Below are 24,350 nucleotides of genomic sequence, written 5' to 3'. Positions count from 1 at the left end.
GGCGCATCGCCGCCATCAATCCTGCATCCCCCTTGCCAGACGGCGCACACGCTGTCATATGCCCCAGTGCGACACGATACGTTCGACCGTTCCTTGCTCCCTCACCGGCCCAAGTTCTTCGATCAGAGCTGACGACGCCGGGCCATCGCACTTCCGCGGATGGCAAACAGACAAGGAAATCTCACATGGCCAATGGCACAGTGAAATGGTTCAACACCACCAAAGGCTTCGGCTTCATCGCGCCTGAAAGCGGCGGCAAGGACGTCTTCGTCCATATCTCGGCCGTGGAACGCTCGGGCCTGACCGGCCTCTCCGACGACCAGAAGGTCACCTACGATGTCGAAGCCGGCCGCGACGGTCGCGAAAGCGCCATCAACCTTCAGCTCGCCTGAGCCTGACGATCTTGCGGAGGGGCCTGGCGGCTCTTCCGCACTCTACCCGAACAGCGATGGCGGCCGGTCCCCCCGCGCCCAGGCTTCCTCGTCAGCGCGCAGGATCGCCCGGTTGCGCTCGCGGATGATCTCTTCGCTTTTCAACCAGTCCAGGATCCGCATTTGCGCCCATGTCGCGAGGATCCGATTGATCCGCGGCTGATAGCCATTGCCCGTGGCGCGAAAGAACTTGGCAACGCTCTCATCTAACCACAGCGTTACCTTCACCTTCTTCTCGCGCACGTCGATGTCGCGCTCCAGCGTGTGCCACGCCTCGGGCACCTGGCTACGCAGGCTCTCGCCATCGGTGATCATGTCCTGAGTGTCCTCCGCCATCAGCTTCACGAGCTTCTGGCGGGCGATCCGTTCGGTCTTGGTCATGCGGGTCATGGGCCTGTCCTCCTTGGCGTGGCAAACCCTCGCCAGAAAGGGTTAACGAATCGGCGGAGGACCGCGCGGTCCCCTCCGACGTGATGCTGACCAGATGCCGACAGTATGCCGCAGCGGGCATTTTTTCTTGCCAGATCGCGTTAACCGGGCCATATGCGGCCTTGCGACGTTACCTCTATCGACCACTGTTTCCTTCGCGGCTCAGTCACTCGAAGACCCTGACGAAAGCCAACCCGCTGCACTCCCGCGAGCGGTAAGATGTAAAGGAAACAACGACATGCCTAATGGCACCGTGAAGTGGTTCAACACCACCAAAGGCTACGGCTTCATCGCGCCCGATGGCGGCGGCAAGGACGTTTTTGTCCATATCTCGGCCGTGGAACGCTCGGGGTTGACGGGTCTCGCCGACAACCAGAAGGTTACCTACGACCTCGAGGCCGGACGGGACGGACGTGAATCTGCCGTTAATATACAGCCCGCTGACTAAAGCCCTTCTGGCGTTGGCCTTTTCGGCCAGCGCCGCCATATCTCAGGATGCGGGGGAAGCGGCCTTCGCGAAGGCGCTCGCGGATCGCATCCAACCCATTTCCTTCAAGGAAAACAGGGAATTATGCGGCTATATCGGCCGTGACGTCTTCGGCAATCCAGCCAGTTCCGAAATCCGCGTCGGCACCTACGCCACCTGCACCCTCCCCCCCTGGCCGGACAAGCTGGACGTGACCGCGACGTTTCACACGCACTCCACCTATCACCCTGATTACATTTCGGAATTTCCATCCCCCGACGATATCGAGTCCGATCTCGCCAAAGACCTGAACGGCTACATCGCCACCCCCGGCGGCCGCCTCTGGTTCAACGATACGGCCGGCCGCACGATACGTCTCATCTGCACAACCGGTTGCGTCCCGCAGGATCCCGAGTTCCAAAAAGAGACCACAGACCCCGACCTTTCGATCTACAGCCACGCACATCTGCGCAAGATCTTCTCAAATTAGTCTTGGCAAGACGCGGAATGCCTAAGAGGCCCGCGGACCGTCCGGTCCCAAATCGACAGCCTTCTCCACCAATAGGGCACCATCTGGCCAAGGACGCATAAGTTCTTGCACCGCCTCCTCTTTTTCGAAGAGCCAAGTGTCGAAATCATCCGGAGCAAGGATCACCCCCATCCGATGATGAATGTCCTTCACATCGGCATTCGGCTCACAAGTGACGGTCGCGAACTGCGGAACTTCGACACCTCCGGGACCGTGCCAGACGTCATAAATCGCAGCAAAAGCGAGCAAACCTCCGTCCTTCGGCTTGATGGACCAAGCAGTCTTCCGGCGGGTTTCGCCCGTCCACTCATACCAACCGTTTACAGGGACGATACACCGCCTCACCCCTTGAAACGCCGATTTCGCAAAGAGCGTCTCGGACCGGGCGTTGACGATCACCTCCATGACGGGACGACCGCGCGCATTCGTCCTGCCCTGCGGAATAAGCCCCCAACGCATCCGTTCGAGGCGATCTTCCACACGGCAACAAAGCTCCTCCCCCGGGGCGATGTTCAGCCTAGGCGGATCCGCAGCGCCTTGTTCGGAAAGGCACAGGAAGGTGCAGATCTCAGCATGTCCAGACGTCAGAAAGAACCGTCCCGGCATCGGTTAGTCAGACACGCTCTCGACCAGATCGACGACCGCGGGGCCGAGTGCGTCGACGATAACGGACACCCCCTCTGCGTTCGGATGGATCCCGTCTGGCTGCATGAAGGCAGAGGGGCCGTCGCTATCCGAAGCTGCAAGGATGCCGTCAAACCAGGACGGGACAAGTGATACGCCAAATTCATCGGAAAGCTCAGGATACATGCTATCGAAGGCGGCCTTGTAGTCAGGACCGTAGTTTGATGACGCTTCCAAACCGACCATCAGCACTTCGACATCCGCCGCCCGGGCCGCTTCAAGGATCCCTGCAAGGTTCTCACGGCTCACCGCCGGATCGATTCCGCGCAGAAAATCATTCCCACCAAGCGCCACGATCATCGCATCGACCTCCGGTGTGAGCGTCCAGGCAACTCGGGCCAGACCCCCGGCCGTCGTGTCGCCGGAAACGCCCGCATTGATCAGCTCTACCTCATAGCCTTGATCACGCAGCCACATCTCCATCTGCGGGACGAAACCATCGTCCTGTGGAAGTCCATAACCCTGGGTGAGGCTATCGCCAAGCGCAGCGACGACGATCTCGGCCCGCGCCCCGCCGGCGATCACCCCCGAAATCAGCAAAGCCGTCCCAAGGTTGCGCCCACAGCGAAGCGCCCCATATCCCCTCGTGACGCCGCTCAGGAGGATCTTCATGGCCGATACCGTCCTCGCTCTCAAGGACGCGACGCTCTCGCTCGATGGAAATGCCGGCCGGATCGAGATCCTCCACGGCATCAGCCTCGACGTCACGCGGGGCGAAACGCTTGCGCTCGTGGGTCCAAGCGGGTCGGGCAAATCCTCACTCCTCATGCTCATGGGCGGGCTCGAACGCGCCACCTCCGGGTCGGTCACGGCCCTCGGCCAGGACTTGACGGAGATGAACGAAGACGCCCTCGCCCGGTTTCGCAGGGATCATATGGGCGTCGTCTTCCAGTCCTTCCACCTCATTCCCACGATGACGGCGCTTGAAAATGTGGCAACCCCCCTGGAACTGGCGGGAGAAAAGGACGCCTTCGACCGCGCCGGGGCGGAACTCAAAGCCGTCGGCCTCTCCCACCGCGCCGACCACTACCCTACGCAGATGTCCGGCGGCGAACAGCAGCGTGTCGCGCTGGCCCGCGCCTCCGCCCCCCGACCCGAAATCCTTTTGGCCGACGAACCTACCGGCAATCTCGACGAAACGAACGGCTCGGCCATCATCGACCTTCTCCTCGGCCTGCGCGACCGCCATGGCGCGACGCTCGTCATGGTCACCCACTCCATGAGCCTCGCCGCCCGCTGCGACCGCACGATCCGCCTACGCGACGGCCGCCTCGATCTGCCCGCCCACGCCGAGGCCGCTGAATGACGAACCTTCAGCGAGAAGCGCGGGCACATGCCCGAGCGCCGAGCGGATGCTGAGCACCGCCGTCCGCTTCGCCCGCCGGGAACTCCGCGGCGGCCTGCGCGGCTTCCGTATCTTCCTCGCTTGTCTCGCCCTCGGCGTCGCTGCCATCGCTGCCGTCGGCTCCGTCCGGGCCGCGATCCAGGCGGGCCTCGAACGCGAAGGCGCAGCTCTCCTCGGAGGCGATGCCGAACTCCGCTACACCTACCGCTACGCGACCGAGGACGAACGCGCGTGGATGGACGCCAATGCCCTCGCGGTCTCCGAAATCGTCGACTTCCGCTCGCTCGCCACGACCGGCGAAGGAACCGGCGCCGACCGCGGCCTAACACAAGTCAAAGCCATCGACGGCCTCTACCCCCTGATCGGCGAGGTCGTCCTGACCCCCGACATCCCGCTGGCCGATGCGCTCTCCGGTAACGGCACCCTCCCCGGCGCCGTGATGGAGCGTCAGCTATCCGACCGCATGGCGCTCGCCCCCGGTGACACCTTCCGCCTGGGCACGCAGGATTTCGTCCTGACCGCCACGATGATCGACATTCCCGACGCCAATGCCGGCGGTTTCGCCCTCGGCCCCACGACCATCGTCCTCCTCGAAGACCTAGCCAATTCCGGCCTGCTCGCCGAAGGCACGCTCTTCGAAAGCCGCTACCGTCTCGACCTGCCTGACGGCGCCAATCTCGACGCGCTCCGCACGGAGGTGGAACAGACGTTCCCCCAGGGCGGCGCCCGCTGGTCCGATGCCCGCAACGGCGCCCCCGGCATCGCCCAATTCGTCGACCGCCTCGGCGCCTTCCTCGTGCTCGTCGGCCTTTCCGGGCTGGCCGTCGGCGGCGTCGGCGTCTCCGCCGCCGTCCGCGCCTACCTTGCGGGCAAGACCAGCACGATCGCCACCCTGAAGACCCTCGGCGCCACCCGCGCGACGATCTTTCTGACCTACTTCCTGCAGGTCGGCGCGCTGACCATCGTCGGCATCGCACTCGGCCTGATCCTCGGCGGCGCCCTCCCCCTCCTTTTCGCGCCTCTGATCGAGGCCCGGCTGCCCGTCCCGGCGGAATTCACCATCCATCCGGCGCCCCTGGCCGAAGCCGCCCTCTACGGTCTCCTTGCCGCCCTCGTCTTCACCCTCTGGCCGCTCGCCCGAACCGAGGATGTCCGCGCCGCCACCCTCTTCCGCGACGGGGGGGAGGCAGGCGGCTGGCTCCCCCGCCCCGGATACATCGTGGCGACCTTCGCGATCCTTGCCATCCTCATCGCCGCTGCGGCGACCCTCACCGACGCGCTGACCCTCACGCTCTACACAGCCGCCGGCATCGCCGGTTCTCTCGTGATCCTTGCGCTTGCCGCGCTCGCCGTCCGCGCCCTGGCCCGCCGCTCCACCACCGCCGCGCGCGGCAGGCCGGCCCTTCGCGCCGCGCTCGGCGCCATCGGCGGGCCGAGGTCCGAGGCGATCTCGGTTGTTCTCTCGCTCGGCCTCGGCCTCACCGTCCTCGCCTCGGTCGGCCAGATCGACGGCAATCTTCGCCAAGCCATCGCCCGCGACCTGCCCGAGGTCGCGCCGTCTTTCTTCTTCGTCGATATCCAGCCCGACCAGCTCGAGGGCTTCAACGACCGCCTCGCGACCGACCCCGCCGTCTCCCGCGTCGATACCGCGCCGATGCTCCGCGGCATCATCTCGCAGATCAACGGCCAGCCCGCCCGCCAGGTCGCGGGCGATCACTGGGTCCTCGATGGCGACCGCGGCGTCACCTACAACGCCGCCCAACCCGAAAACACCACTCTGACCGAAGGCGAATGGTGGCCCGAAGACTATACCGGCCCGCCCCTCATCTCGTTCGCCGCAGAAGAAGGCGCGGAGCTCGACCTCGAAATCGGCGACGAGATCACCATCAACATCCTCGGCCGCGACATCACGGCCACGATCGCCAGCTTCCGCGAGGTCGATTTCTCTACCGCCGGGATCGGCTTCATCCTCTCGATGAACCCTGCCGCCCTCGCAGGCGCGCCCCACACGCACATCGCCACCGTCTATGCCGAACAGGAGGCCGAGGCGCAGATCCTCCGGGACCTCGCCAACGCCTATCCCAACATCACCGGCATCGCCGTGCGCGACGGGATCGCCCGCGCCTCCGACCTGCTCGACGGGATCGCCGCCGCTGTCTCCTACGGCGCCGCCGCCACACTCTTGACCGGGTTTCTCGTCCTGATCGGCGCCGCCGCCGCGGGCGAGCGGGCGCGGACGACCGAAGCCGCGATCCTCAAGACCATCGGCGCCACCCGGCGCCGCATCCTGACCAGCTTCGCCCTGCGCGCCGCCCTCCTCGGCTTCGCTGCGGGCTGCGTGGCGCTGCTAGCGGGTATCATCGGCGGCTGGTCCGTCACGACCTTCATCATGGACACGTCCTACGCCGTCATCTGGGGCTCCGCCCTGCCGATCATCCTCGGCGGCATCGCGGCCACGCTACTCGCGGGCCTCGCCTTCGCATGGCGCCCGCTCGCTGCACGGCCCGCCCAAGTCCTCCGCGCCCGCGAATGACGCCGGAACCCTTCCCCACCGCTGGCGTTCGCTAGCCATGGCCTACGAACCAAAACGACGCGGCGACTGGCCCGCAGCCCCCGTCATCTACGAGATCTATCCACGCTCCTTCCGCGACACGACCGGCTCGGGCGAAGGCGACCTGAACGGCATCACGGAGGGGCTGAGCCACGTCGTGGATCTTGGCGTCGATGCGATCTGGATCTCGCCCTTCTTCGTCAGCCCCCATGCCGATGGCGGCTATGACGTGGCCGACCACCGCAATATCGATCCGCGCTACGGCACGCTCCGCGATTTCGAAACCCTCGTGGAGACCGCGCACAAGCGTGGCCTCAAGGTCATGATCGATCAGGTCCTCAACCACACCAGCGACAAGCACCCCTGGTTCCAGCGCGCCATCGACGGCAACAGTGACTGCGCCGACCGCTATGTCTGGCGCGATCCCAAACCCGACGGGACGGCGCCGAACAACTGGCTCTCCCAGTTCGGCCCGCCCGCCTGGACGTGGAACCATAAGCGGCGGCAATACTATTTTCACCAGTTCCTCGCAGGCCAGCCGTCGCTCGACCTGCGCAACGAGGTGGTCCAGGACAAGCACCGCACGCAGATCCAGTGCTGGCGCGACCGTGGCGTCGATGGATTCCGCTTCGACGTCTGTACCTCCTACCTCTTCGACCCCTCCATGAAGGACAACCCCCCGGCCTCGCCCGACGTCCAGGACAAGGTCTCGGGCGAGAACTTCGTGCCCTACACGTATCAGGACCATGTCTACGACATGCTGCCGGGCGACGGCGTCGACTACATGAAGAAGTTGCGCGATTGGGCGGGAGACGACGCCTGGCTCTTGGGCGAGATCAGCTCGGGCAACCAGTCCATCGAACTCGCCTGCCGGATGACCGCACCCGACAAACTCGACGCCTGCTACACGACCGACCTGCCCGAAAACAAAGGCAAGCCGCGCGCCATCGCCGACATCCTGTCGCGCGAGGACAAGCCCGGCGCCGCCTGGTGGATGTCGTCCCACGATCAGCCGCGCCACCTGACCATTGCGGGCGACGGCTCCGACCGAGACGCCCGGCTCTTCGCCATGCAATGCGCCCTGCTGCCCGGCCCGTGGCTCGTCTTCCAGGGGGAGGAACTGGCCCTTCCCCAACCGGACCTCACGCGGGAAGAGACGACCGACCCGCTCGACCTCCTCTACTGGCCGGACGGCCCCGGGCGGGAAGGCGCGCGCGTCCCGATCCCCTGGCATGAAGGGGCGGACAATTTCGGCTTCACCTCCGGCACGCCCTGGCTGCCCATGCGCTGGCCGTCCGGAAAGGCAGTGATGCGCCAGGCCGATGACGGCGGCGTGGCGGCGTTCTATCGCAAGCTCACCGAAGCGCGCCGGACCCACGGGCTCGGACGGGGCACGGCAGAGGTCGCAGACATCGCCGACGACTACATTGAACTTTCTCTCAAGACGCCCGAAGGCAATTTCCGGGCCGCCATCAACCATTCCGGCGAAGGGCGCGCCCATCCCGACGGCTGCGGCGATCCGGTTCTTATCAGCCACAAGGGCGACGGCCTGCCGCCCCGCAGCGCCGCGCTCTACACCGCCTGAGCCCGCAGATCCCAGCGCCGGAGGGGCCGCCACAAGGTAAGGTTTCTCTGACTTGGCGAAAGGTCGCCGCCAAAACACTCTCTTCCTGCCAAGCGGATGCCGCGTTTACCGCTATGACGGTCAAGCGCCTGAGGGACGTGTGGTTCGGGGAGAGTGCGAAGAGACATGGTTGGTCAGACTGCCCATCAGAGAGCCCCCCTAGCGGGGCGCGGCGCCGCATGAAGGCGCTCAGCCTCCTGTCCTCCCTTACCGAACGGCACCTCGAACTGACCTTGAAGAGCGGACCGCACCGGACCCGCGTGCTCGACCGTCCGGGCCTCTGGCTGCCCGAGGCCGAACGCGAGCAGATCCGCCAGACCGTCACCGCACTCGCCGCTAAGGTCGAACCGCGCGGCGCGCTCGATTATGGCGTCTTCCTCGACGACGCGCAGGTCTGGTCGCAGCTCTGCCTGACGCTGGTCTACGACCGCCAGACCGGCACCCTCATCGCCTTCAACGCGCTCCGCTGGATCGATCTTGAGGAGACAGGGCGCGAGCCGATCCTGCATCTGGGCCTCGCCATGGTTGACCCCGATTACCAGTCGCGCGGTGTCTCGTGGATCCTTTACGGGCTGACCGTCATGCTCGTCTTCATGCGGGGCGGGCTCAGGCCGATGCGGGTGACCAGTGTCAGCCAGGTCCCCGCCGTTGTCGGCCGCGTCGCGCAATCCTTCAAGGACACCTACCCCGACGGCAAGGCCGACCGCCCGCGATTTCGCCACCTGCGCATCGCGCGCGCGATCATGGCCGATCACCGCGACGCGTTCGGTGTCGGTGACGATGCGTGGTTCGAAGAGGACGGCTTCGTCATCCGCAATGCTTATACCGGCGGCTCCGACGCGATGAAGAAAGCCTTCGACGAGGCCGCCCACCACCGCGACGCCTATATCAACGACCTCTGCCGCGAGACGCTGGATTACTCGCGAGGCGACGATTTCCTTCAGATCGGCGAGATGGACCTTTCGATCGCCCGAGGATACCTCCTGCGCGATGTCCCGCGCGACAGCCGCAAGGCGGTCCTCATGGCCGGTCTCTTCTCGGTCGTTCAAAACTGGGCCGCCCCCGCCGCCAGCTGGCTGAACAGCAAGCGCGAATGGCAGGGCCTGCGGCCGGCGAAAGCTTCAGATGTTTGATTATTCCGAATTCACCACCCGTAACCTGGGCTTCGTGACCGGGGACGAGCAGCAGATGCTGCGCGACGGCCACGTCTTCGTCTGCGGCACGGGCGGGATGGGGGGCGCGGCGATCCTGGCGCTTGCCCGCGCCGGCGTGGGGCGGATGACCCTCTCGGATATCGACAGCTTCGAGATGTCGAACCTCAACCGACAGGTCTTTGCCTGGACCGACACGATTGGTGTCCACAAGGCCGAGGCGACGGCGGAACAGCTTCGCCGAATCAACCCCGACATCCAGCTCGAGGTGCTGCATGACAACTGGGCCGATCAGGTCGACCGGATCGTCGCCGACGCTCAGGTCGTCATCAACGGCACCGACGACCTCGGCGCCTCGCTCCTGCTCTACCGCACCGCCCATCGCACCGGCCGCCCGGTGATCGACAGCTACGCCTCGCCTTTGCCGTCGGTCTATGTCACCGGCCCCGACGAACCCGCACCGGAATTGAGGCTCGGCTACCCGACACGCGACACCGCCTGGAACGCCCTGACCGATGCACAGCGCGACGCGGCCTTCCAGGCAGAGGCGGAGTATGTGCTGACCCACTCCAGCTCTGCGTTCCACATCGACCTCGCCCTTGCCGGAGAGGTCGCCGCAGGCCGCCGCAGCCGTATGTCCTTTGCCCCGATGGTCATCACCTCGGGCATGCTGATGGGCTACGAAGCCATCGCGGCGCTTATCGGCAGGAAGACCCGCACCGATTGCCGCGGCTGGTTCCTCAACCCCTACGCTGCCCGCGTAGAACGCCCGCGAAATCCTGCGATCGCGGCCCTGATCCGGCCGATCGTCCGCCGTAAGCTCAAGCGGATGATGGCGGAATGACCTCGACCGGCACCCTCTACGCCGACGCCTTTGTCTCGGTCCTCGCCGGTATCTCGCTCTTCGGCCTCCGCTGGGGCGTCTCCAAGACAGGCGTCACCGGCCGGATGCGCCGGATGTTCAGCTTCGCCGCAGGTGTGCTCGGTGTGTTCTACCTCCTGCGCGTCCCGGCCTGGCTGACCGAAGCCGATTTGGCCGACCGCGCGGTGATCGCCACAGCCGCGCTGATCCCGCTCGCCATGACACTCGTCGCCGAAACCGCCGTCGGCCGCCACGCCCCGCGCTGGATCAAGCTGATGATGGCGGTCGGCACCCCGGCGTTCATCCTCGGCGCGCTGGTCCTACCGTCCTCTACCGGCCGCATCTACCTGCCGCTCCTCCTCGTCTTTCAGGTCGCCACCTTCATCGGTCTCGCCCGCCTTCTGTGGAGCCAGGGGCTCGACCTCACCCTCGCGCAGCGACGCCTCGCGCGGACCTTCGGTTTGGTCATGCTGGCCGCCAGCCCGCTCGTCATCACTGACTTCTCCTTCACCAACGCCGGGTTCCCGCTTCACCTCTCGGCCCTTGTGATCCTGGTCGGTGTCTGGCTGATCGTGTCCGCGTCCAGCTGGACGGTCCGGCCCACCATCGCACTGGCCGCCTTGGGCTGCTTCGCGGCGCTCGCGACCTTGGGCGGGTTCACCGTCGCCTTGTCCGCCGGCGCGAACCCGGTCACCGCGACCGCCTTCCTGCTGGCCCTCCTGATCTTCGCCGCCATCATTGGCGAAGCACTGCGGCTCAAGGCCGGCACCCTCGCCGGTCGTCTGACAGAATTCCTCGTCATCCCACCGCGGGACAATCAGGAAAGCGACCTGCTGATCCGCCTCGCAGGGCTCGACCCGATCACGCTGGACAGTGCCGAGCTGTCCGAATTCGACGAAACCGCGCTCACCCGCACCTTCGGCACACGGCCGCTCTGGACACCGGACGGCACGACCGACGAGGATACGACCGAACAACTGACGGAAATCCTCCGCCGCACCACAAGCACCCATATCCTGGCGACCGATATCGCCCCCCTGCGCCTCGTCGCGCTCCAGCTGTCCCCCGCCGAAGCGAATGCACAGGTCGAAGGCCTGCTGGCCGCAGCCGCCTGGCGCCTCCGCACAAAGGCCACGCCATGAGCATCGAGATACGAACCGGCGATTTCGAGGCGTTCTTCCAGGCTCCGTTCGAGGCCTATGAGGGTCAGTCCTACGTCTCGCCGCTCAAGGCCGACCTCAAACGTTTCGTTTCACCCGCTGAGAACCCGCTCTTCGACGGCGCGGACGATATCGCGATCTTCACCGCCCATCGCGATGACAAGCCCATCGGGCGCATCACCGCCCATGTCCACCGTGCCTCGAACGACGCCCACGGGCTCAACACCGCCTATTTCGGCTATTTCGACTGCGCCGACGATGCCGAGGCCGCCCGCGCCCTGCTGACCGCGGCCGAAGAGTGGGCCAAGGCCCGCGGTTTCGATACCCTTGTCGGCAACTTCAACCTCACCGCCATGCAGATGATCGGCGTCCAGACCGGCGGTTTCGACCACCCGGCCTATTCCGATTGCATGGCCGGCCCACCCCACCTTCCGCGCCTTCTGGAAGCCAACGGCTTCAAACCGTTTTTCCCTATGTCGACCTACGACATCGACCTCGCCGACTGGGACAGACGCGCCGGCCCCGCCCGCACCCTACCCACCGACCTTACCTTCGCCCCGATCACCCGCCGGACCCTCGCCGCCCGGCTGGACGATGCGCGCCAGGTCCTGAACGAAAGCTTTTCCGACAACCCGATGTTTGTCCCGGTCAGCAAGGCGGAGTACGACTTTCAGGCGAAGGACCTGAAATGGGTCATGGATATGCGCCTCTCCGCCGTGGTCCACTCCGAAGGCAAACCTGTCGGCGCGCTGATCGCGATCCCCGATCTGAACCCGCTGCTGAAACGGATCGGCTCGCAACTGTCTCTCTCCACACCCATCCACTACATGCACCACAGGCTCACCAACCGCCGCATGGTCGTCGTCTATTACGGCGTCCTGCCCGCGTGGCGCGGTCGCGGGCTGACGCTCATCATGCTCGACCACGTCCTCCGCGCGGCACTCAAGGCGGGATATCGGCAGGCGGGTGGCACCTGGATCTCGGAAGAAAACATCGCAAGCCTCCGTCAGAAGGAAAAACTCGGCGCGCGAACACTGCAATCGCTCCACCTTTTCCGAAAATCTCTGTGACGCTCGACCGTCAGACCTTCCTCTCCTGCGCGGCAGAGGCCGGGCTTGCGCCCAGCATTCACAACACCCAACCCGCCCACTGGACGCTGCGACCCGACGGCACCGTCACCCTTCATTGCCGCAAGGACGCCGCCCTGCCCGTCGCCGACCCGTCGGGCCACGACCTCCTTCTCAGCTGCGGCACCGCGCTCGAAGGCTTCCTGATCGCGCTGTCCCGCCACGGGCGTACCGCGTCGGTCACCGCGCTCGACGGCACGATCGGCGCCGATATCGCCACGCTCTTTATCACCGAAACCGACGCCGGTCCCGATCCGCTGGCCGACCACGTCAAGGCCCGCACAACCTATCGCGGCGGCTTTGCTCCCGCGGAGGATCGCAAGCAGGCCATCACGAACTGGGCGGCCAACCAAAACGACGTCGCCATCGTCACCGAAAAGACCCGCCTGCGAGAGATCGCGAAATACGGCGACGCCCTTGCCCACAGCATTCTCCGCAACGATGGCTTCCGGGAAGAGCTTCTGGATTGGAGCCGCCTCAGCCCCGCCCACCCCCGCTGGGCGCGGGACGGGCTCAACGCCGCCGCCTTGTCGCTCCCGGCCTGGCAGGCCCGGCTGATGCCGCTTTTCTTCGGCCGGGCGCTCTTCACCCTTTTCGACAGGATCGGCATGGCCCGGCCCCTGACCGCGGAAGCGGACAAGACCCTCTCCGCCACCGCCCTCGTCTTCCTCGCCGTGCCCGCCGGGACGTCCGCCCTCGACGCTGGACGCCCCTATTACCGGCGACTCCTCGACCTCGCCGCGCTCGGCTTCGCCACCTGGCCTCTCTCCGTCCTCGTGGACGATCCGGAGGCGCAGGAAGGGTTTCTCAAGGAATTCGGTTTCGAGGACCACCGCCTGATCGCCGCCCTGCGCGTCGGCCCGCCAGACGGCATACCTGCGGAAAGGGCCCGCCGCCCGCTCGGTGAGATCGCATCGGTCGACGGCTGACCGCTAGCGGCAGAACGACCCGCTGCGATACCGCGCCGTATCGAAGTGGAAGTGATCCTGGTGGAACCGGTCCGAATCCGGCCCAAGGACCGTGCCGAAGATCCCACAGGCCGCGCTGTGCATCTGGCGCAGCTGCTGGCCATGCGCCGCGCTCCGCCAACCGGTCAGCAGTGTAATCTCCGTCCCGTCCCGCAGAATGAAACCAGAGATATCGATCGCGCGCCCCTTGCCATGCTCGGAAATCCGCCCACCCGGCTGATTGTTCCGCGTCCGGCACGAGTAATGCGCAGCCACCCGCAGCCGCGCGAGCCCGCCACCGGTCGATCCGATCGCAGGCTTCACCCCCTGCGAGACCCAGCGGTAAAACGCATCCGCCGTTACGCAATCCATCGTCGCCTGCTGGGTCAGCGGAACGCCATCGACCGATCGGATGCGCACCGGATTGGCCACACCGCAGCCCGGAATCCGCCCCGGCACCGGCGGAATGACCTCCCCCTGGATCAGCAGGTTCCCGCATACCGCGCCTGCCCGCCGCTCTCTCTGCACACGCTGCCCCATGGCAAGGATCGCCTCGGACCGTTGCGCGGGCCGCAGCGAGACCCGCACGGCTTCCTCTGTCGCGGAATAAAGGATCACCGACCGCTCGAAGGCGATCTGGGCGAACCGCTCGCTCGGCCGCGCTTCCGGGCGCGCCGCTGCCGGGCCAGCCGTCTCGGGCGCTGCGGGAACCGGCAGCGCCGCTGGCAAACCGCGCCTCTGCGGCCGCACGGAGGGCGCCAGCCCTTGCGGAAAGCTCAGCGCCACCTGCGCGACAGGGTCAAGCCCGCTGCCCGCCTCCACCGCGAATGACAGAATTGCGGGGGTAAGATCCGCCGGCGCGGACAGATCCGCCTCTCCGGCGACAACCGGCGCGGCAATCCTGCCCAGCGCAGTCTCCGATCCGCCGCCACCCACAGCCAGTGCCTCGACCGGCGCGTCCCGCGCCACAGGCCGCGCCGAAGCGGCCAGTTCCACCACCTTAGCAGGCCCGGACGGGCGCGCGCTTGGACGCAGCGGATCGGCCTGCCCGGCCAAACCGACCGCGATCAGCATCAATGCCAGGCTCCCGACCTTCATGGTCTCCGCCCGAAATTCGGCGCATCGGTATCCTGCCCCGCCTCAACGATCCCCCGGCGGATCGCCCGCGTCCGGGTGAAGTAGGCATGCAGATGGTCCCCGTCGCCCGTCCGGATCGCCCGCTGAAGCGCGAACAGCTCTTCCGTGAACCGACCAAGGATCTCCAGCGTCGCGTCGCGATTGGTCAGGAACACATCCCGCCACATCGTCGGATCCGATGCGGCGATCCGCGTGAAGTCCCGAAACCCGGCAGCGGAGTATTTCACCACCTCGCTATCCGTAACCCGCCGCAGATCATCGGCCACGCCGACCATCGTATAGGCGATCAGATGCGGCGCGTGCGATGTCACGGCAAGCACCAGATCGTGGTGATCGGCATCCATCTCATCCGTATAGGCGCCAAGCGCCTGCCAGAACCGCGCCAGCCGGTCGACCTCCCCCCGATCCGCGCCCTCAGGCGGGACGAGGATCGTCCAGCGGTTGTCGAAAAGCTCTGCAAAGCCCGATTGCGGCCCGGACTGCTCCGTTCCGGCAAGCGGATGGGCCGGAACGAAATGCACGCCCTCGGGCAGCCGCGGCCCGACATCCGCGATCACCGCCCGCTTGACCGAACCGACATCCGACACGACCGCACCGGGCTTGAGCATCGGCGCGATCTCTTCGGTCACCGCACCCATCGCGCCGACCGGAACGCAAAGCACCACAAGATCCGCATCCGCCACGGCATCGGCCGCGCTCTCCGCAACCTCGTCGACCAGGCCCATTTCCTTGGCGATCGCCCGGGTCTCGGCAGACCGCGCGGTGCCCACGACCGTCCCGGCGGCGCCCGCACGGCGGATCGCATGGGCCATCGAAGACGCGATCAGACCCAGCCCGATCAGGGCGACCTTGCGGTAGATGACGCTCACTGCTGGGCAGCCTTGAACTGTCCGATCGTATGGGCGACACGCCGGCAAGCCGCTTCGTCGCCGACGGTAATTCGAAGGCAGTTTGGCAGGTTATAGCCCGCCACCCCTCGCACGATGATCCCGTTTTCCTTAAGAAACGCGTCACAGGCTTCCGCCTCGGCCCTGTCGGCAAAACGGGCTAGGACGTAGTTCGCCATGGAGGTGTCGGAGGGCACCCCATGGCTCGCCAAAGCCTCAGCCAGCCAATGCCGCCAGCGGCTGTTGACCTCTCTGCATCTTTCCGTATGAGCAATGTCGCGAACCGCCGCTTCCGCCGCCATCAAAGCCGCGCTGGAAAGATTGAACGGTCCGCGGATCCGCCGAAGTACATCGATCACCTCTTGCGGGCCATAACCCCACCCGATGCGCAGCCCGCCAAGCCCGTAGATCTTCGAAAACGTCCGGGTCATCACGACATTTGGCCGCGCCTCGATCAGCGCGAGGCCCGCATCGTAGCCTTCGACATACTCCGCATAGGCACCATCGAGCACCAAAAGACAGTGGCCCGGTAGGCCATCCGCTAGACGAGCGAGTGCGTCAGTGCCGATCATCGTTCCGGTTGGGTTGTTCGGGTTCGCTATGAAGACGAGGCGGGTGTTGTCCGTCACCGCATTCAGAATCGCATCGACATCCGTTACTCTGTCGCATTCCGCCACGGAAACCGGCGTCGCGCCAGCTGCCAGCGTCCAGATCCGATACATCGAGAAACCGTGTTCAGTGTGGATCACCTCGTCCCCGGGACCTGCATAGGCCTGGCAGAGAAAGTCAATGATCTCGCCCGAGCCGGCGCCACAGATGATACGGGCCGGATCGACACCATGCACGTCGCCAATGGCTTCCCGCAGGTCCAGATGGTCGGAGGACGGATAGCGGTGCAGCTCTGTTGCGGCGCGCCGGAAAGCCTCGACCGCAGCTTCTGACGGACCAAAGAGATTCTCGTTCGACGACAGCTTCAGAACGTTTGATTGACCGGGAAGGCGGCTTGCTCCGCCCTCATAGAGCTCGATATCGAGGATACCAGGTTGCGGTCTAAGGATCTGTGTCATCGGGTCTGGTCCAGGATAGCAGCCGCGTTGTTCTAGCTGGACGGATCGGTTCTGGCCAGTAGGTCGATGGGAGGGGTGGCCGTCCACGCAATCTGTTGCCGCAAGAAGGGTTTTCTAGAGAATCCTCGAGATGCAAATCCTTCCAGAAGGATTTGACGCTTCAAGATCTTCTGGAAGATTTTGCGCGCCGACAAAAAAGCCGCCCGGGCGAGGGCGGCTTTTGGACTGGCTCAGCGCCAGATCAGTTTTTGGCGTAGAATTCGACGACGAGGTTCGGTTCCATCATCACCGGGTAGGGCACGTCGCCCAGTTGCGGCATGCGGGTGAAGGTCGCGGTCATCTTGGAATGGTCCGCCTCGATGTAGTCCGGCACGTCCCGCTCGGGCAATTGGGCGGCTTCGAGCACGGAGGCCAGCTGCTTTGACTTCTCGCGGACCTCGATCACGTCGCCTTCCTTCACGCGGTAGGAAGGGATGTTGACGCGCTGGCCGTTCACCTTGACGTGGCCGTGGTTCACGAACTGGCGGGCCGCGAATATCGTGGGCACGAACTTGGCGCGGTAGACGACGGCGTCGAGGCGCCGCTCGAGCAGGCCGATGAGGTTTTCACCGGTATCGCCGCGAACGCGTTCAGCCTCGGCATAAATGCGGCGGAACTGCTTTTCGGTCAGGTCGCCGTAATAGCCCTTGAGCTTCTGCTTGGCGCGCAGCTGGATACCGAAATCGGACAGCTTGCCCTTGCGGCGCTGACCGTGCTGGCCGGGGCCGTATTCGCGGCGGTTGACGGGGCTTTTCGGACGGCCCCAGATGTTTTCGCCCATGCGGCGGTCGATCTTGTACTTGGCAGACGTGCGTTTGGTCACGGCTGATCTCCTTCAGGGGACCCTCGTCCGCCCTTGCGGGCGTTCTCGGGCGGTTTCATGAAGGGCGTTGTCCTTTCCCGTTTCCGGGCGACAGGCCTCCCCTTGCGGGGGCCGCCAACACCAACGAAGGCCGCCATCTATGCGGACAGGCGCGGCCTGTCAACCACATCCGACGGGTCGCGCGGCGCCGTCGCCAACGGCGCCAATTTTGACGATTTCCGTCAAGGCGCCCTGCCGGTCGGCCAGCTAGGCTCGGACCCGAGGAGATTTCGATGTCAGATACCTTTCTTGACCATGTCGCCCGGACGCTCGAGGAGATCGAGGCCGACGGCATGATGAAGCGCGAGCGGCTCATCACCTCGCCCCAGGGGGGCGAGATCACCGTGGGCGACGCGCAGGTGCTGAACCTCTGCGCGAACAATTATCTTGGGCTTGCCGACCACCCTGCCCTGATCGCGGCCGCCAAGGACGCAATGGACGACAAGGGGTTCGGCATGGCCTCTGTCCGGTTCATCTGCGGGACGCAGGACCTGCATCGGGAGCTGGAGGGCCGCCTCGCGCGCTTTCTCAACAAGGACGATGCGATCCTCTTTGCGGCCTGTTTCGATGCCAATGGCGGGCTTTTCGAGCCGCTTTTGGGGCCGAAAGACGCGGTGGTTTCGGACGCGCTGAACCATGCGTCGATCATCGACGGGATCCGGCTCTGCAAGGCGAAGCGGTATCGCTATGCGAATTCCGACATCGAGGATCTGGAGCGGCAGCTGACGATGGCCCGGGCGGATGGGGCGCGCTTCGTCATGATTGCGACGGACGGCGTGTTCAGCATGGACGGCTATCTGGCGAAGCTGCCCGAGATCGTGGCGCTTGCTCGGGCGCATGATGCACTCGTCATGGTCGATGATTGCCATGCGACAGGCTTCATGGGGCCGAAGGGGGCGGGCACGCCGGCGCATTTCGGGGTGGAGGTGGATATCCTGACGGGGACGCTCGGCAAAGCACTGGGGGGCGCGATCGGGGGGTATATCGCGGGACCGCAGCCGGTGATCGACCTGTTGCGGCAGCGGGCACGGCCCTATCTGTTCTCCAATTCGCTGCCGCCTGCGGTCGTGGCTGCGGGGCTTGAGGCGTTGCGTCTGGTCGAGGAGGGCGACGATCTGCGGGAGCGCCTGTTCGACAATGCGCGCTACTGGCGCGCGGGGCTTGAGCGACTCGGGTTCGACCTATTGCCCGGCGAGCATCCGATCATTCCGGTGATGCTGGGCGAGGCCCGTCTGGCGCAGGACATGGCGGCGCGGCTGTTCGAGGAGGGGGTCTATGTCTCGGGCTTCTTCTTCCCTGTCGTGCCACGCGGGCAGGCGCGGATCCGGACGCAGATGAATGCTGCGCTGACGCGCGACGAACTCGACCGAGCGCTCGGCGCGTTCGAGCGGGCGGGGAAGTCCACCGGGGCGCTGTCGTGAGCGGTACGATGCGCGCCCTTGTGAAGAGCGCCTCGGCGGAGGGGCTGACGCTGGAGACCGTGCCGGTTCCCGAGATCGGGGCCGACGACGTTCTCATCCGCATCCACAAGACGGGGATTTGCGGGACAGATATCCATATCTGGAACTGGGATGAGTGGGCGCAACGGACGGTGCGGGTCCCGCTGACGATCGGGCATGAATTCGCGGGCGAGGTCGTTGAGCTCGGCGCGAATGTCACCGATCTGACGATCGGGCAGCGCTGTTCTGGCGAGGGGCATCTGATCGGGCATGCGTCCCGGCAGGCGCGGGCGGGGAAGTTCCATCTGGACCCGGATACGCGCGGGATCGGGGTGCACGAGCCCGGCGCGTTTGCCGATTACCTGCGGCTGCCCGCCTTCAACGTCGTGCCGCTGCCCGAGGCGATCCCGGATGAGATCGGTGCAATCCTCGATCCGCTGGGCAATGCCGTCCATACGGCGCTGAGCTTCGATCTGGTGGGCGAGGACGTGCTGGTGACGGGGGCCGGGCCGATCGGGATCATGGCGGCCGCCGTCGCGCGGCATGTGGGCGCACGGCATGTGGTCATCACCGATATCAATTCCGACCGCCTGGCGCTGGCCGCCCGAGTGGCGGATGTGGTGCCGGTCAATGTGGCCGAGACGGCGCTGGCCGAGGTCGTGGGCCGGTTACGGCTGGCACAGGGATTCGATGTGGGGCTCGAGATGTCGGGCAGTCAGGCGGCGCTGGACCAGATGGTCGAGGCGCTGGTGATGGGAGGCCGCATCGCGATGCTGGGGATCCCGCCGGGGCGGTCGCCGGTCGACTGGTCGCGGATCGTCTTCAAGGCGATCACGATCAAGGGGGTCTATGGCCGCGAGATCTTCGAGACGTGGTACAAGATGATCGCGATGCTGGAGAACGGGCTGGACGTGGGCGCGGTCATCACCGACCGGTTACCCGCTGCAGACTTCGCGCAAGGGTTTCAGACCATGCGGTCAGGGGGCAGCGGCAAGGTGGTGCTCGACTGGAGCTAGCCGCATTTCGAGAAGCCGCAATTGCCACAGACTGCGCAGCCTTCGACCATGCGCAGATCGAAGCTGCCGCAGGAGGCGCAGGCGGCGCCGCGGGGACGGTCTCCGGCGACCATGACCTCTGCCTTGGGGTCGATCTTAAGGCCCAGCCCCTCCCCGTCGAGGAAGCCAATGGCGATCATGTGCTGTTCAATCACGCCGCCGATGGCCGCAAGGATGGAGGGGACGTAGCGGCCCTTCATCCAGGCCCCGCCGCGGGGGTCGAAGACCGCCTTGAGTTCCTCGACGACGAAGGTTACGTCGCCGCCGCGGCGGAAGACGGCGGAGATCATCCGGGTGAGCGCGACCGTCCAGGCGAAATGCTCCATGTTCTTGGAATTGATGAAGATTTCGAAGGGGCGGCGGCGGCCGTTCAGGAGGATGTCGTTGAGCGTGATGTAGATCGCGTGTTCGCTGTCGGGCCATTTGAGCTTGTAGGTGTGACCTTCGAGCGATGTGGGGCGGTCGAGAGGTTCCGACATGTAGACGACATCGCCGGTGGCGGTCGGGACGTCTTGAGTATTTTCGGCCAGATGAAGGGTGGGTTTCTCTTTCTTTTCAGGCGTGTCGCTGACGGAGAGGACCGAGCCGGTCACCGCATTAGGGCGGTAGGTCGTGCAGCCTTTGCAGCCTTGGTCCCAGGCAGCCATGTAGACGTCCTTGAAGGCGTCGAAGGAGATGTCTTCGGGGCAGTTGATGGTCTTGGAGATGCTGGAATCGACCCATTTCTGGGCGGCGGCCTGCATCCGGACGTGATCGAGGGGTGCGAGCGTCTGCGCGTTGACGAAATGGTCGGGAAGGTCGGCATCTGCGCCGAATTTCTCGCGGTAGAGCTGGACGGCGTAGTCGACGACCTCCTCCTCGGTGCGGGAACCGTCGGGTTGCAGGACCTTGCGTTTGTAGCTGTAGGCGAAGACCGGCTCGATGCCTGAGGAGACGTTGCCCGCGTAGAGACTGATCGTGCCGGTGGGGGCGATGGAGGTGAGGAGCGCGTTGCGGATGCCGTGCTGGGCGATGCCGTCGCGGATGTCGTGGTCCATATCGCGCAAGGAGCCGGAGGCGAGGAAGGCGTCGGCGTCGAAGAGCGGAAAGGCGCCCTTTTCCTTCGCCAGGTCGGTCGAGGCGGCGTAGGCGGCGCGGGCGATCCGGTAGGTCCAGTCTTCGGTCTGGGCCGCGGCCTCCTCCGTCCCGTAGCGGAGGCCGAGCATGAGGAGCGCGTCGGCGAGCCCCGTGATGCCGAGGCCGATGCGGCGCTTGTTCTGGGCCTCTTCCTCTTGCTGGGGGAGCGGGAAGCGGGAGGCATCGACCGTGTTGTCCATCATCCGGATGGCGGTCGCGACCAGAGTGTCGAGTTCGTCTTCGTCAATGCGCGCCTTCGTCTCGAACGGGTCGCGGACGAGGCGGGCGAGGTTGATGGAGCCGAGCAGGCACGCGCCGTAGGGCGGCAGGGGCTGTTCGCCGCAGGGATTGGTGGCGGCGATCGTCTCCACGTAGCGGAGGTTGTTCATCGCATTGATGCGGTCGATGAAGATCACGCCGGGTTCGGCGTAGTCGTAGGTAGACTGCATGATGCGGTCCCAAAGGGAGCGCGCGGGTAAGGTTTTGTAAACCTTTCCTTCGAAAACGAGGTTCCAGTCGTCGTCGGCCTTCACGGCCTCCATGAACGGATCAGTCACTAACACCGAAACATTGAAATTCCGTAAACGTTGCGGGTCGGATTTTGCGGTGATGAACTCCTCGATATCCGGGTGGTCGCAGCGCATAGTCGCCATCATCGCGCCGCGGCGGGCGCCGGCGGACATGATGGTGCGGCACATCGCATCCCAGACATCCATGAAGGAGAGCGGGCCGGAGGCGTCGGCGGCCACACCTTTGACCAGCGCGCCCTTGGGGCGGATGGTCGAGAAGTCGTAGCCGATGCCGCCGCCCTGCTGCATGGTCAGCGCGGCTTCCTTCAGGCCCTGAAAGATCCCCTCCATCGTGTCGGGGATGGTGCCCATGACGAAACAGTTGAAGAGCGTAACAGAACGTTCGGTGCCCGCGCCGGCGATAATGCGGCCCGCGGGGAGAAAGCGGAAATCCTCGAGTGCGGCGTAAAAGCGCGGCTCCCACTCGTCGGGGGTGTCCTCGACGGCGGCGAGCGCCTCGGCAATGCGGGTCCAGGTGTCTTCGACGGTGGTGTCGATGGGCGTGCCGTCCGCCTCTTTCAGCCGGTACTTCATGTCCCAGATGGTTTCGGAAATGGGCGCGGCGAAACGGCTCATCTATGGCTCTCCTCAGCGGGCGGCAGGACGGACGACGTTAGGCCCTGCGGCGATGTCGGTCAATTGTGAGCCGCAGGGAATCGGGCTAGATTGTATCGATATATGGGGTCTTCATGACAGATTTTATCCACATGCAGAAGCTTTCGGTCGGGTCCGAAAGCGTCGAGAGCCTGAGGGACTGGCAGCAGAGGCGGTCGGGCCAGCGGTTAGAGGGCCGTTATTTCCATACCACCAGGATGTGGCCGAAGCGCGAGGCGGAGCTGACGAATGGCGGGTCGATTTACTGGGTGATCCAGGGCGTGATGCAGGTGCGCCAGAAGATCGTCGGGCTGCGGGAACGGGTCGGGCAGGACGGGATCAGTCGCTGCGCGATTTTGCTGGATGACGAGCTTGTGCGGGTTGAGCCGGTATTGCGGCGGCCCTTCCAGGGATGGCGGTACCTGAAGCCCGAGGATGCGCCACGGGATTTGGCGAAGAGCCGCGAGGGCGAGCCGGGGCTGCCGGCGGAGCTGAGCGCGGCCTTGGCGGAGATCGGGGTGCGCTAAAGGGGTTGTCCGCGGGAGCTAGCGCTCAAGCAGCCGGGTTTTCAGGTCGTCCAGAGTGCGCTGTTCATCGGCGTCAAGCGGCGCGGTGCGGCTCTGCCAGAGCGTTGCCTGGCTGCGCAGGATCGGTTCCTCGTCCAGCGGGCGCAGGTGGTTTGCGTGGAGGGTCTCTCCGGTGGTGGTGATGTCGGCGATGGCTTCGGCCGTTTCGGCGGCGACGGTGCCTTCGGTGGCTCCCTGGCTGTCGACGATCTGGTAGTCGGCGACGCCTTTCTCTTTGAGCCAGGCGCGGGTCATGCGGTGGTACTTGGTCGCGATGCGCAGGCGGTGGCCGTGGGTCGCGCGGAACTGGGCAGCGGCGGCATCGAGATCGTGTGCTGTGTGCACATCCGTCCAGGCGGCGGGGACGGCGAGGATGAGGTCGGCGTGGCCGAAGCCGAGTTCGGCGAGAGGCGTGATGAGAGTGTCTGGGGTGGCGAGGCGCTCGCGGATGAGGTCGGTGCCGGTGACGCCGAGATGGATGCGGCCCGCGGCGAGCTCGCGCGGGATCTCTGCGGCGGAGAGAAGGAGGAGGTCGAGCCCGTCGATGCCGCGGGCGGCGGCGGCGTATTCACGGTCGGCGCCGGTGCGTTCGAGAGTGATGCCGCGGGCGGCGAACCAGTCGATCGTCGCGTCCATCAGGCGGCCCTTGGAGGGGATGGCGAGCTTGAGGGTCATCCTGCGGCCTCCAGCGCGAGGTCGGGGCGGATGATGCCGCCGACGGCGGGGATGGCGCGGCCATCGCCCAGAAGGCGCGTCAGCGCGTCGTAGCGGCCGCCTGTTGCGACGGGCTGGGTGCCGGGGCCGCGGGAGAAGCCGAAGACGAAACCGTCGTAATATTCCAGCAGCGTTCGGCCGAAAGTGGTCTGGAATGGCAGGGTCTGGGCGTCGATCCCGAGGGCGGAGAGGGCGTCGAGGCGGGCCTCGAGCCGGTCCGTCGCAGGGGTGAGGTGCGGCATCGTCCGGGCGAGGCCGCGGAGGGAGGCGAGCGCCGTGGGCACGGTGTCGCGCAGGGCGAGGATGGCGTCGAGGGTTTCGCGGTCGCTGCGGGAGAGCGGCGGGGTGGCGGCCTCTTCCGCGAGGGCCTTGTGACGGGCGGCGATTTCCCCGGCGGTGCGTTTGCCGATGAGCGGGGCGTCGGTTTGGGGCGCCTCCGGCCGGCTGGGCGGATCGGTGAAACGGTTCAGAAGGTCGCGGAACCGTGCGGGGCGCCAGATGTGGCGCTTGAGGGCGCGCTTGCGGGCATCGGTCGTCGAGAGGCCGTCGATGGCGGCGCCGAGGATGCCGAGATCGCCGGTAGAGGGCGTCAGGCCGAGGGGCGTCAGTGCGTCGTGGATGGCGGCAAAGACCTCGGCATCGGCTTTGGCCGGGTTCGTCCGGTCGAAGATTTCGTAGCCGACCTGCAGGAACTCCGCCGGGCGGTCAGGGTGGTCTTCCTGGCGGCGGAAGACCTGGCCCGCATAGGCGTAGCGGGCTGGGTCGGCGCCGTGGGTCATATGGTGTTGGACGAGAGGGACGGTGAAATCGGGGCGCAGCATCATCTCGCCCCGGTGGGGGTCGAGCGTGGTGTAGGCGCGGGCGCGGATGTCTTCCCCATAGAGGTCGAGGAGCGTTTCGGCGGGCTGCAGGATCGCCGTCTCGAACGGGCTCGCGCCACGGTCGGTGAAGTGGCCGAGCAGGCGGTCGGCCTCGGCACGGAGGGCGGGGGCGGTCATC

The 24,350-nt window shown here is 65.8% G+C and carries 24 protein-coding genes; 14 read left to right on the top strand and 10 right to left on the bottom strand.

Features of this window, described 5'->3' with window-relative positions; genetic code table 11:
• The first annotated feature begins 185 nt into the window (after positions 1-185).
• Positions 186-392 (top strand): cold-shock protein, encoded by a 207-nt coding sequence (locus tag AADZ90_RS05995; RefSeq protein ID WP_367308648.1) that lies wholly within the window; start codon positions 186-188, stop codon positions 390-392.
• 42 nt (positions 393-434) lie between these two features.
• Here the strand turns inward: AADZ90_RS05995 and AADZ90_RS05990 are convergent, their stop codons facing one another.
• Positions 435-821: a BrnA antitoxin family protein gene (locus tag AADZ90_RS05990; protein WP_367308649.1), complete on the bottom strand. Its 387-nt coding sequence runs from the start codon at positions 819-821 to the stop codon at positions 435-437.
• A 277-nt stretch (positions 822-1,098) separates the two neighbouring features.
• On the opposite strand from AADZ90_RS05990, the gene AADZ90_RS05985 reads away from it, so the two are divergent.
• Together AADZ90_RS05985 and AADZ90_RS05980 are read left to right on the top strand one after the other, a co-directional pair.
• Positions 1,099-1,308 carry a cold-shock protein gene (locus AADZ90_RS05985; protein ID WP_367308650.1) on the top strand — a complete coding sequence of 70 codons (210 nt, stop codon included), beginning with the start codon at positions 1,099-1,101 and terminating at the stop codon, positions 1,306-1,308.
• Entirely contained in the window at positions 1,274-1,816 is a 543-nt protein-coding gene (locus AADZ90_RS05980) for a DUF4329 domain-containing protein (protein ID WP_367308651.1), read from the top strand. The genes AADZ90_RS05985 and AADZ90_RS05980 overlap by 35 nt, the downstream gene beginning before the upstream one ends.
• 21 nt (positions 1,817-1,837) lie before the next feature.
• Here the strand turns inward: AADZ90_RS05980 and AADZ90_RS05975 are convergent, their stop codons facing one another.
• Positions 1,838-2,461 carry an SOS response-associated peptidase gene (locus tag AADZ90_RS05975; RefSeq protein ID WP_367308652.1) on the bottom strand — a complete coding sequence of 208 codons (624 nt, stop codon included), beginning with the start codon at positions 2,459-2,461 and terminating at the stop codon, positions 1,838-1,840.
• A gap of 3 nt (positions 2,462-2,464) precedes the next feature.
• Positions 2,465-3,151 carry an arylesterase gene (locus AADZ90_RS05970; protein ID WP_367308653.1) on the bottom strand — a complete coding sequence of 229 codons (687 nt, stop codon included), beginning with the start codon at positions 3,149-3,151 and terminating at the stop codon, positions 2,465-2,467.
• Here AADZ90_RS05970 and AADZ90_RS05965 point away from each other — a divergent pair.
• The 8 genes from AADZ90_RS05965 to AADZ90_RS05930 all read left to right on the top strand — a co-directional run bounded on the left by AADZ90_RS05965 (position 3,150) and on the right by AADZ90_RS05930 (position 13,288).
• On the top strand, positions 3,150-3,845 hold the full coding sequence (locus tag AADZ90_RS05965) for an ABC transporter ATP-binding protein (protein WP_367308654.1): 696 nt from the start codon (positions 3,150-3,152) through the stop codon (positions 3,843-3,845). The genes AADZ90_RS05970 and AADZ90_RS05965 overlap by 2 nt on opposite strands.
• A 46-nt stretch (positions 3,846-3,891) precedes the next feature.
• Positions 3,892-6,417: an ABC transporter permease gene (locus AADZ90_RS05960; RefSeq protein WP_367308655.1), complete on the top strand. Its 2,526-nt coding sequence runs from the start codon at positions 3,892-3,894 to the stop codon at positions 6,415-6,417.
• A gap of 37 nt (positions 6,418-6,454) precedes the next feature.
• Positions 6,455-8,020 carry an alpha-amylase family glycosyl hydrolase gene (locus AADZ90_RS05955; protein WP_367308656.1) on the top strand — a complete coding sequence of 522 codons (1,566 nt, stop codon included), beginning with the start codon at positions 6,455-6,457 and terminating at the stop codon, positions 8,018-8,020.
• Positions 8,021-8,238: 218 nt separating this feature from the next.
• On the top strand, positions 8,239-9,192 hold the full coding sequence (locus AADZ90_RS05950) for a hypothetical protein (protein WP_367308657.1): 954 nt from the start codon (positions 8,239-8,241) through the stop codon (positions 9,190-9,192).
• A complete protein-coding gene (locus tag AADZ90_RS05945; RefSeq protein ID WP_367308658.1) occupies positions 9,185-10,054 on the top strand; it encodes a ThiF family adenylyltransferase in 870 nt (289 codons plus the stop codon). The genes AADZ90_RS05950 and AADZ90_RS05945 overlap by 8 nt, the downstream gene beginning before the upstream one ends.
• Positions 10,051-11,214 (top strand): hypothetical protein, encoded by a 1,164-nt coding sequence (locus AADZ90_RS05940; protein WP_367308659.1) that lies wholly within the window; start codon positions 10,051-10,053, stop codon positions 11,212-11,214. Before AADZ90_RS05945 ends, AADZ90_RS05940 begins: the two co-directional genes overlap by 4 nt.
• A complete protein-coding gene (locus AADZ90_RS05935; protein WP_367308660.1) occupies positions 11,211-12,302 on the top strand; it encodes a GNAT family N-acetyltransferase in 1,092 nt (363 codons plus the stop codon). Before AADZ90_RS05940 ends, AADZ90_RS05935 begins: the two co-directional genes overlap by 4 nt.
• Positions 12,299-13,288: a hypothetical protein gene (locus AADZ90_RS05930; RefSeq protein ID WP_367308661.1), complete on the top strand. Its 990-nt coding sequence runs from the start codon at positions 12,299-12,301 to the stop codon at positions 13,286-13,288. Before AADZ90_RS05935 ends, AADZ90_RS05930 begins: the two co-directional genes overlap by 4 nt.
• 3 nt (positions 13,289-13,291) lie before the next feature.
• Here the strand turns inward: AADZ90_RS05930 and AADZ90_RS05925 are convergent, their stop codons facing one another.
• The 4 genes from AADZ90_RS05925 to rpsD form a co-directional block, all read right to left on the bottom strand.
• On the bottom strand, positions 13,292-14,404 hold the full coding sequence (locus tag AADZ90_RS05925; protein WP_367308662.1) for an extensin-like domain-containing protein: 1,113 nt from the start codon (positions 14,402-14,404) through the stop codon (positions 13,292-13,294).
• Positions 14,401-15,312, bottom strand: a complete 912-nt coding sequence (locus AADZ90_RS05920) for a prephenate/arogenate dehydrogenase family protein (protein ID WP_367308663.1) — start codon at positions 15,310-15,312, stop codon at positions 14,401-14,403. The genes AADZ90_RS05925 and AADZ90_RS05920 overlap by 4 nt, the downstream gene beginning before the upstream one ends.
• On the bottom strand, positions 15,309-16,397 hold the full coding sequence (hisC, locus tag AADZ90_RS05915; protein WP_367308665.1) for a histidinol-phosphate transaminase: 1,089 nt from the start codon (positions 16,395-16,397) through the stop codon (positions 15,309-15,311). The genes AADZ90_RS05920 and hisC overlap by 4 nt, the downstream gene beginning before the upstream one ends.
• Positions 16,398-16,638: 241 nt before the next feature.
• Positions 16,639-17,259 carry a 30S ribosomal protein S4 gene (gene rpsD, locus AADZ90_RS05910; protein ID WP_367308667.1) on the bottom strand — a complete coding sequence of 207 codons (621 nt, stop codon included), beginning with the start codon at positions 17,257-17,259 and terminating at the stop codon, positions 16,639-16,641.
• A gap of 272 nt (positions 17,260-17,531) precedes the next feature.
• Here rpsD and AADZ90_RS05905 point away from each other — a divergent pair, with 272 nt between their 5' ends.
• Positions 17,532-18,719, top strand: coding sequence for a glycine C-acetyltransferase (locus AADZ90_RS05905; protein WP_367308668.1), 1,188 nt, complete (start codon positions 17,532-17,534; stop codon positions 18,717-18,719).
• An 8-nt stretch (positions 18,720-18,727) separates the two neighbouring features.
• Positions 18,728-19,753, top strand: a complete 1,026-nt coding sequence (gene tdh, locus AADZ90_RS05900; RefSeq protein WP_367308669.1) for an L-threonine 3-dehydrogenase — start codon at positions 18,728-18,730, stop codon at positions 19,751-19,753.
• Here tdh and AADZ90_RS05895 read toward each other — a convergent pair.
• Positions 19,750-22,053 carry an adenosylcobalamin-dependent ribonucleoside-diphosphate reductase gene (locus tag AADZ90_RS05895; RefSeq protein WP_367308670.1) on the bottom strand — a complete coding sequence of 768 codons (2,304 nt, stop codon included), beginning with the start codon at positions 22,051-22,053 and terminating at the stop codon, positions 19,750-19,752. The genes tdh and AADZ90_RS05895 overlap by 4 nt on opposite strands.
• Positions 22,054-22,166: 113 nt before the next feature.
• Here AADZ90_RS05895 and AADZ90_RS05890 point away from each other — a divergent pair, with 113 nt between their 5' ends.
• Positions 22,167-22,598: a DUF1489 family protein gene (locus AADZ90_RS05890; protein ID WP_367308671.1), complete on the top strand. Its 432-nt coding sequence runs from the start codon at positions 22,167-22,169 to the stop codon at positions 22,596-22,598.
• 18 nt (positions 22,599-22,616) lie between these two features.
• Here AADZ90_RS05890 and hisG read toward each other — a convergent pair whose 3' ends face one another.
• Both hisG and AADZ90_RS05880 read right to left on the bottom strand, forming a co-directional pair.
• Positions 22,617-23,312, bottom strand: coding sequence for an ATP phosphoribosyltransferase (gene hisG, locus AADZ90_RS05885; protein WP_367308672.1), 696 nt, complete (start codon positions 23,310-23,312; stop codon positions 22,617-22,619).
• Positions 23,309-24,349: an ATP phosphoribosyltransferase regulatory subunit gene (locus tag AADZ90_RS05880; protein ID WP_367308673.1), complete on the bottom strand. Its 1,041-nt coding sequence runs from the start codon at positions 24,347-24,349 to the stop codon at positions 23,309-23,311. The genes hisG and AADZ90_RS05880 overlap by 4 nt, the downstream gene beginning before the upstream one ends.
• Position 24,350: the final 1 nt, after the last annotated feature.

It is taken from the genome of Aestuariibius violaceus (assembly GCF_040779325.2).
Taxonomy (GTDB): domain Bacteria; phylum Pseudomonadota; class Alphaproteobacteria; order Rhodobacterales; family Rhodobacteraceae; genus Aestuariibius; species Aestuariibius violaceus.
The sequence above is the reverse complement of the archived record's forward strand: the minus strand, read 5'-3'. Positions and strand labels throughout refer to the sequence as shown.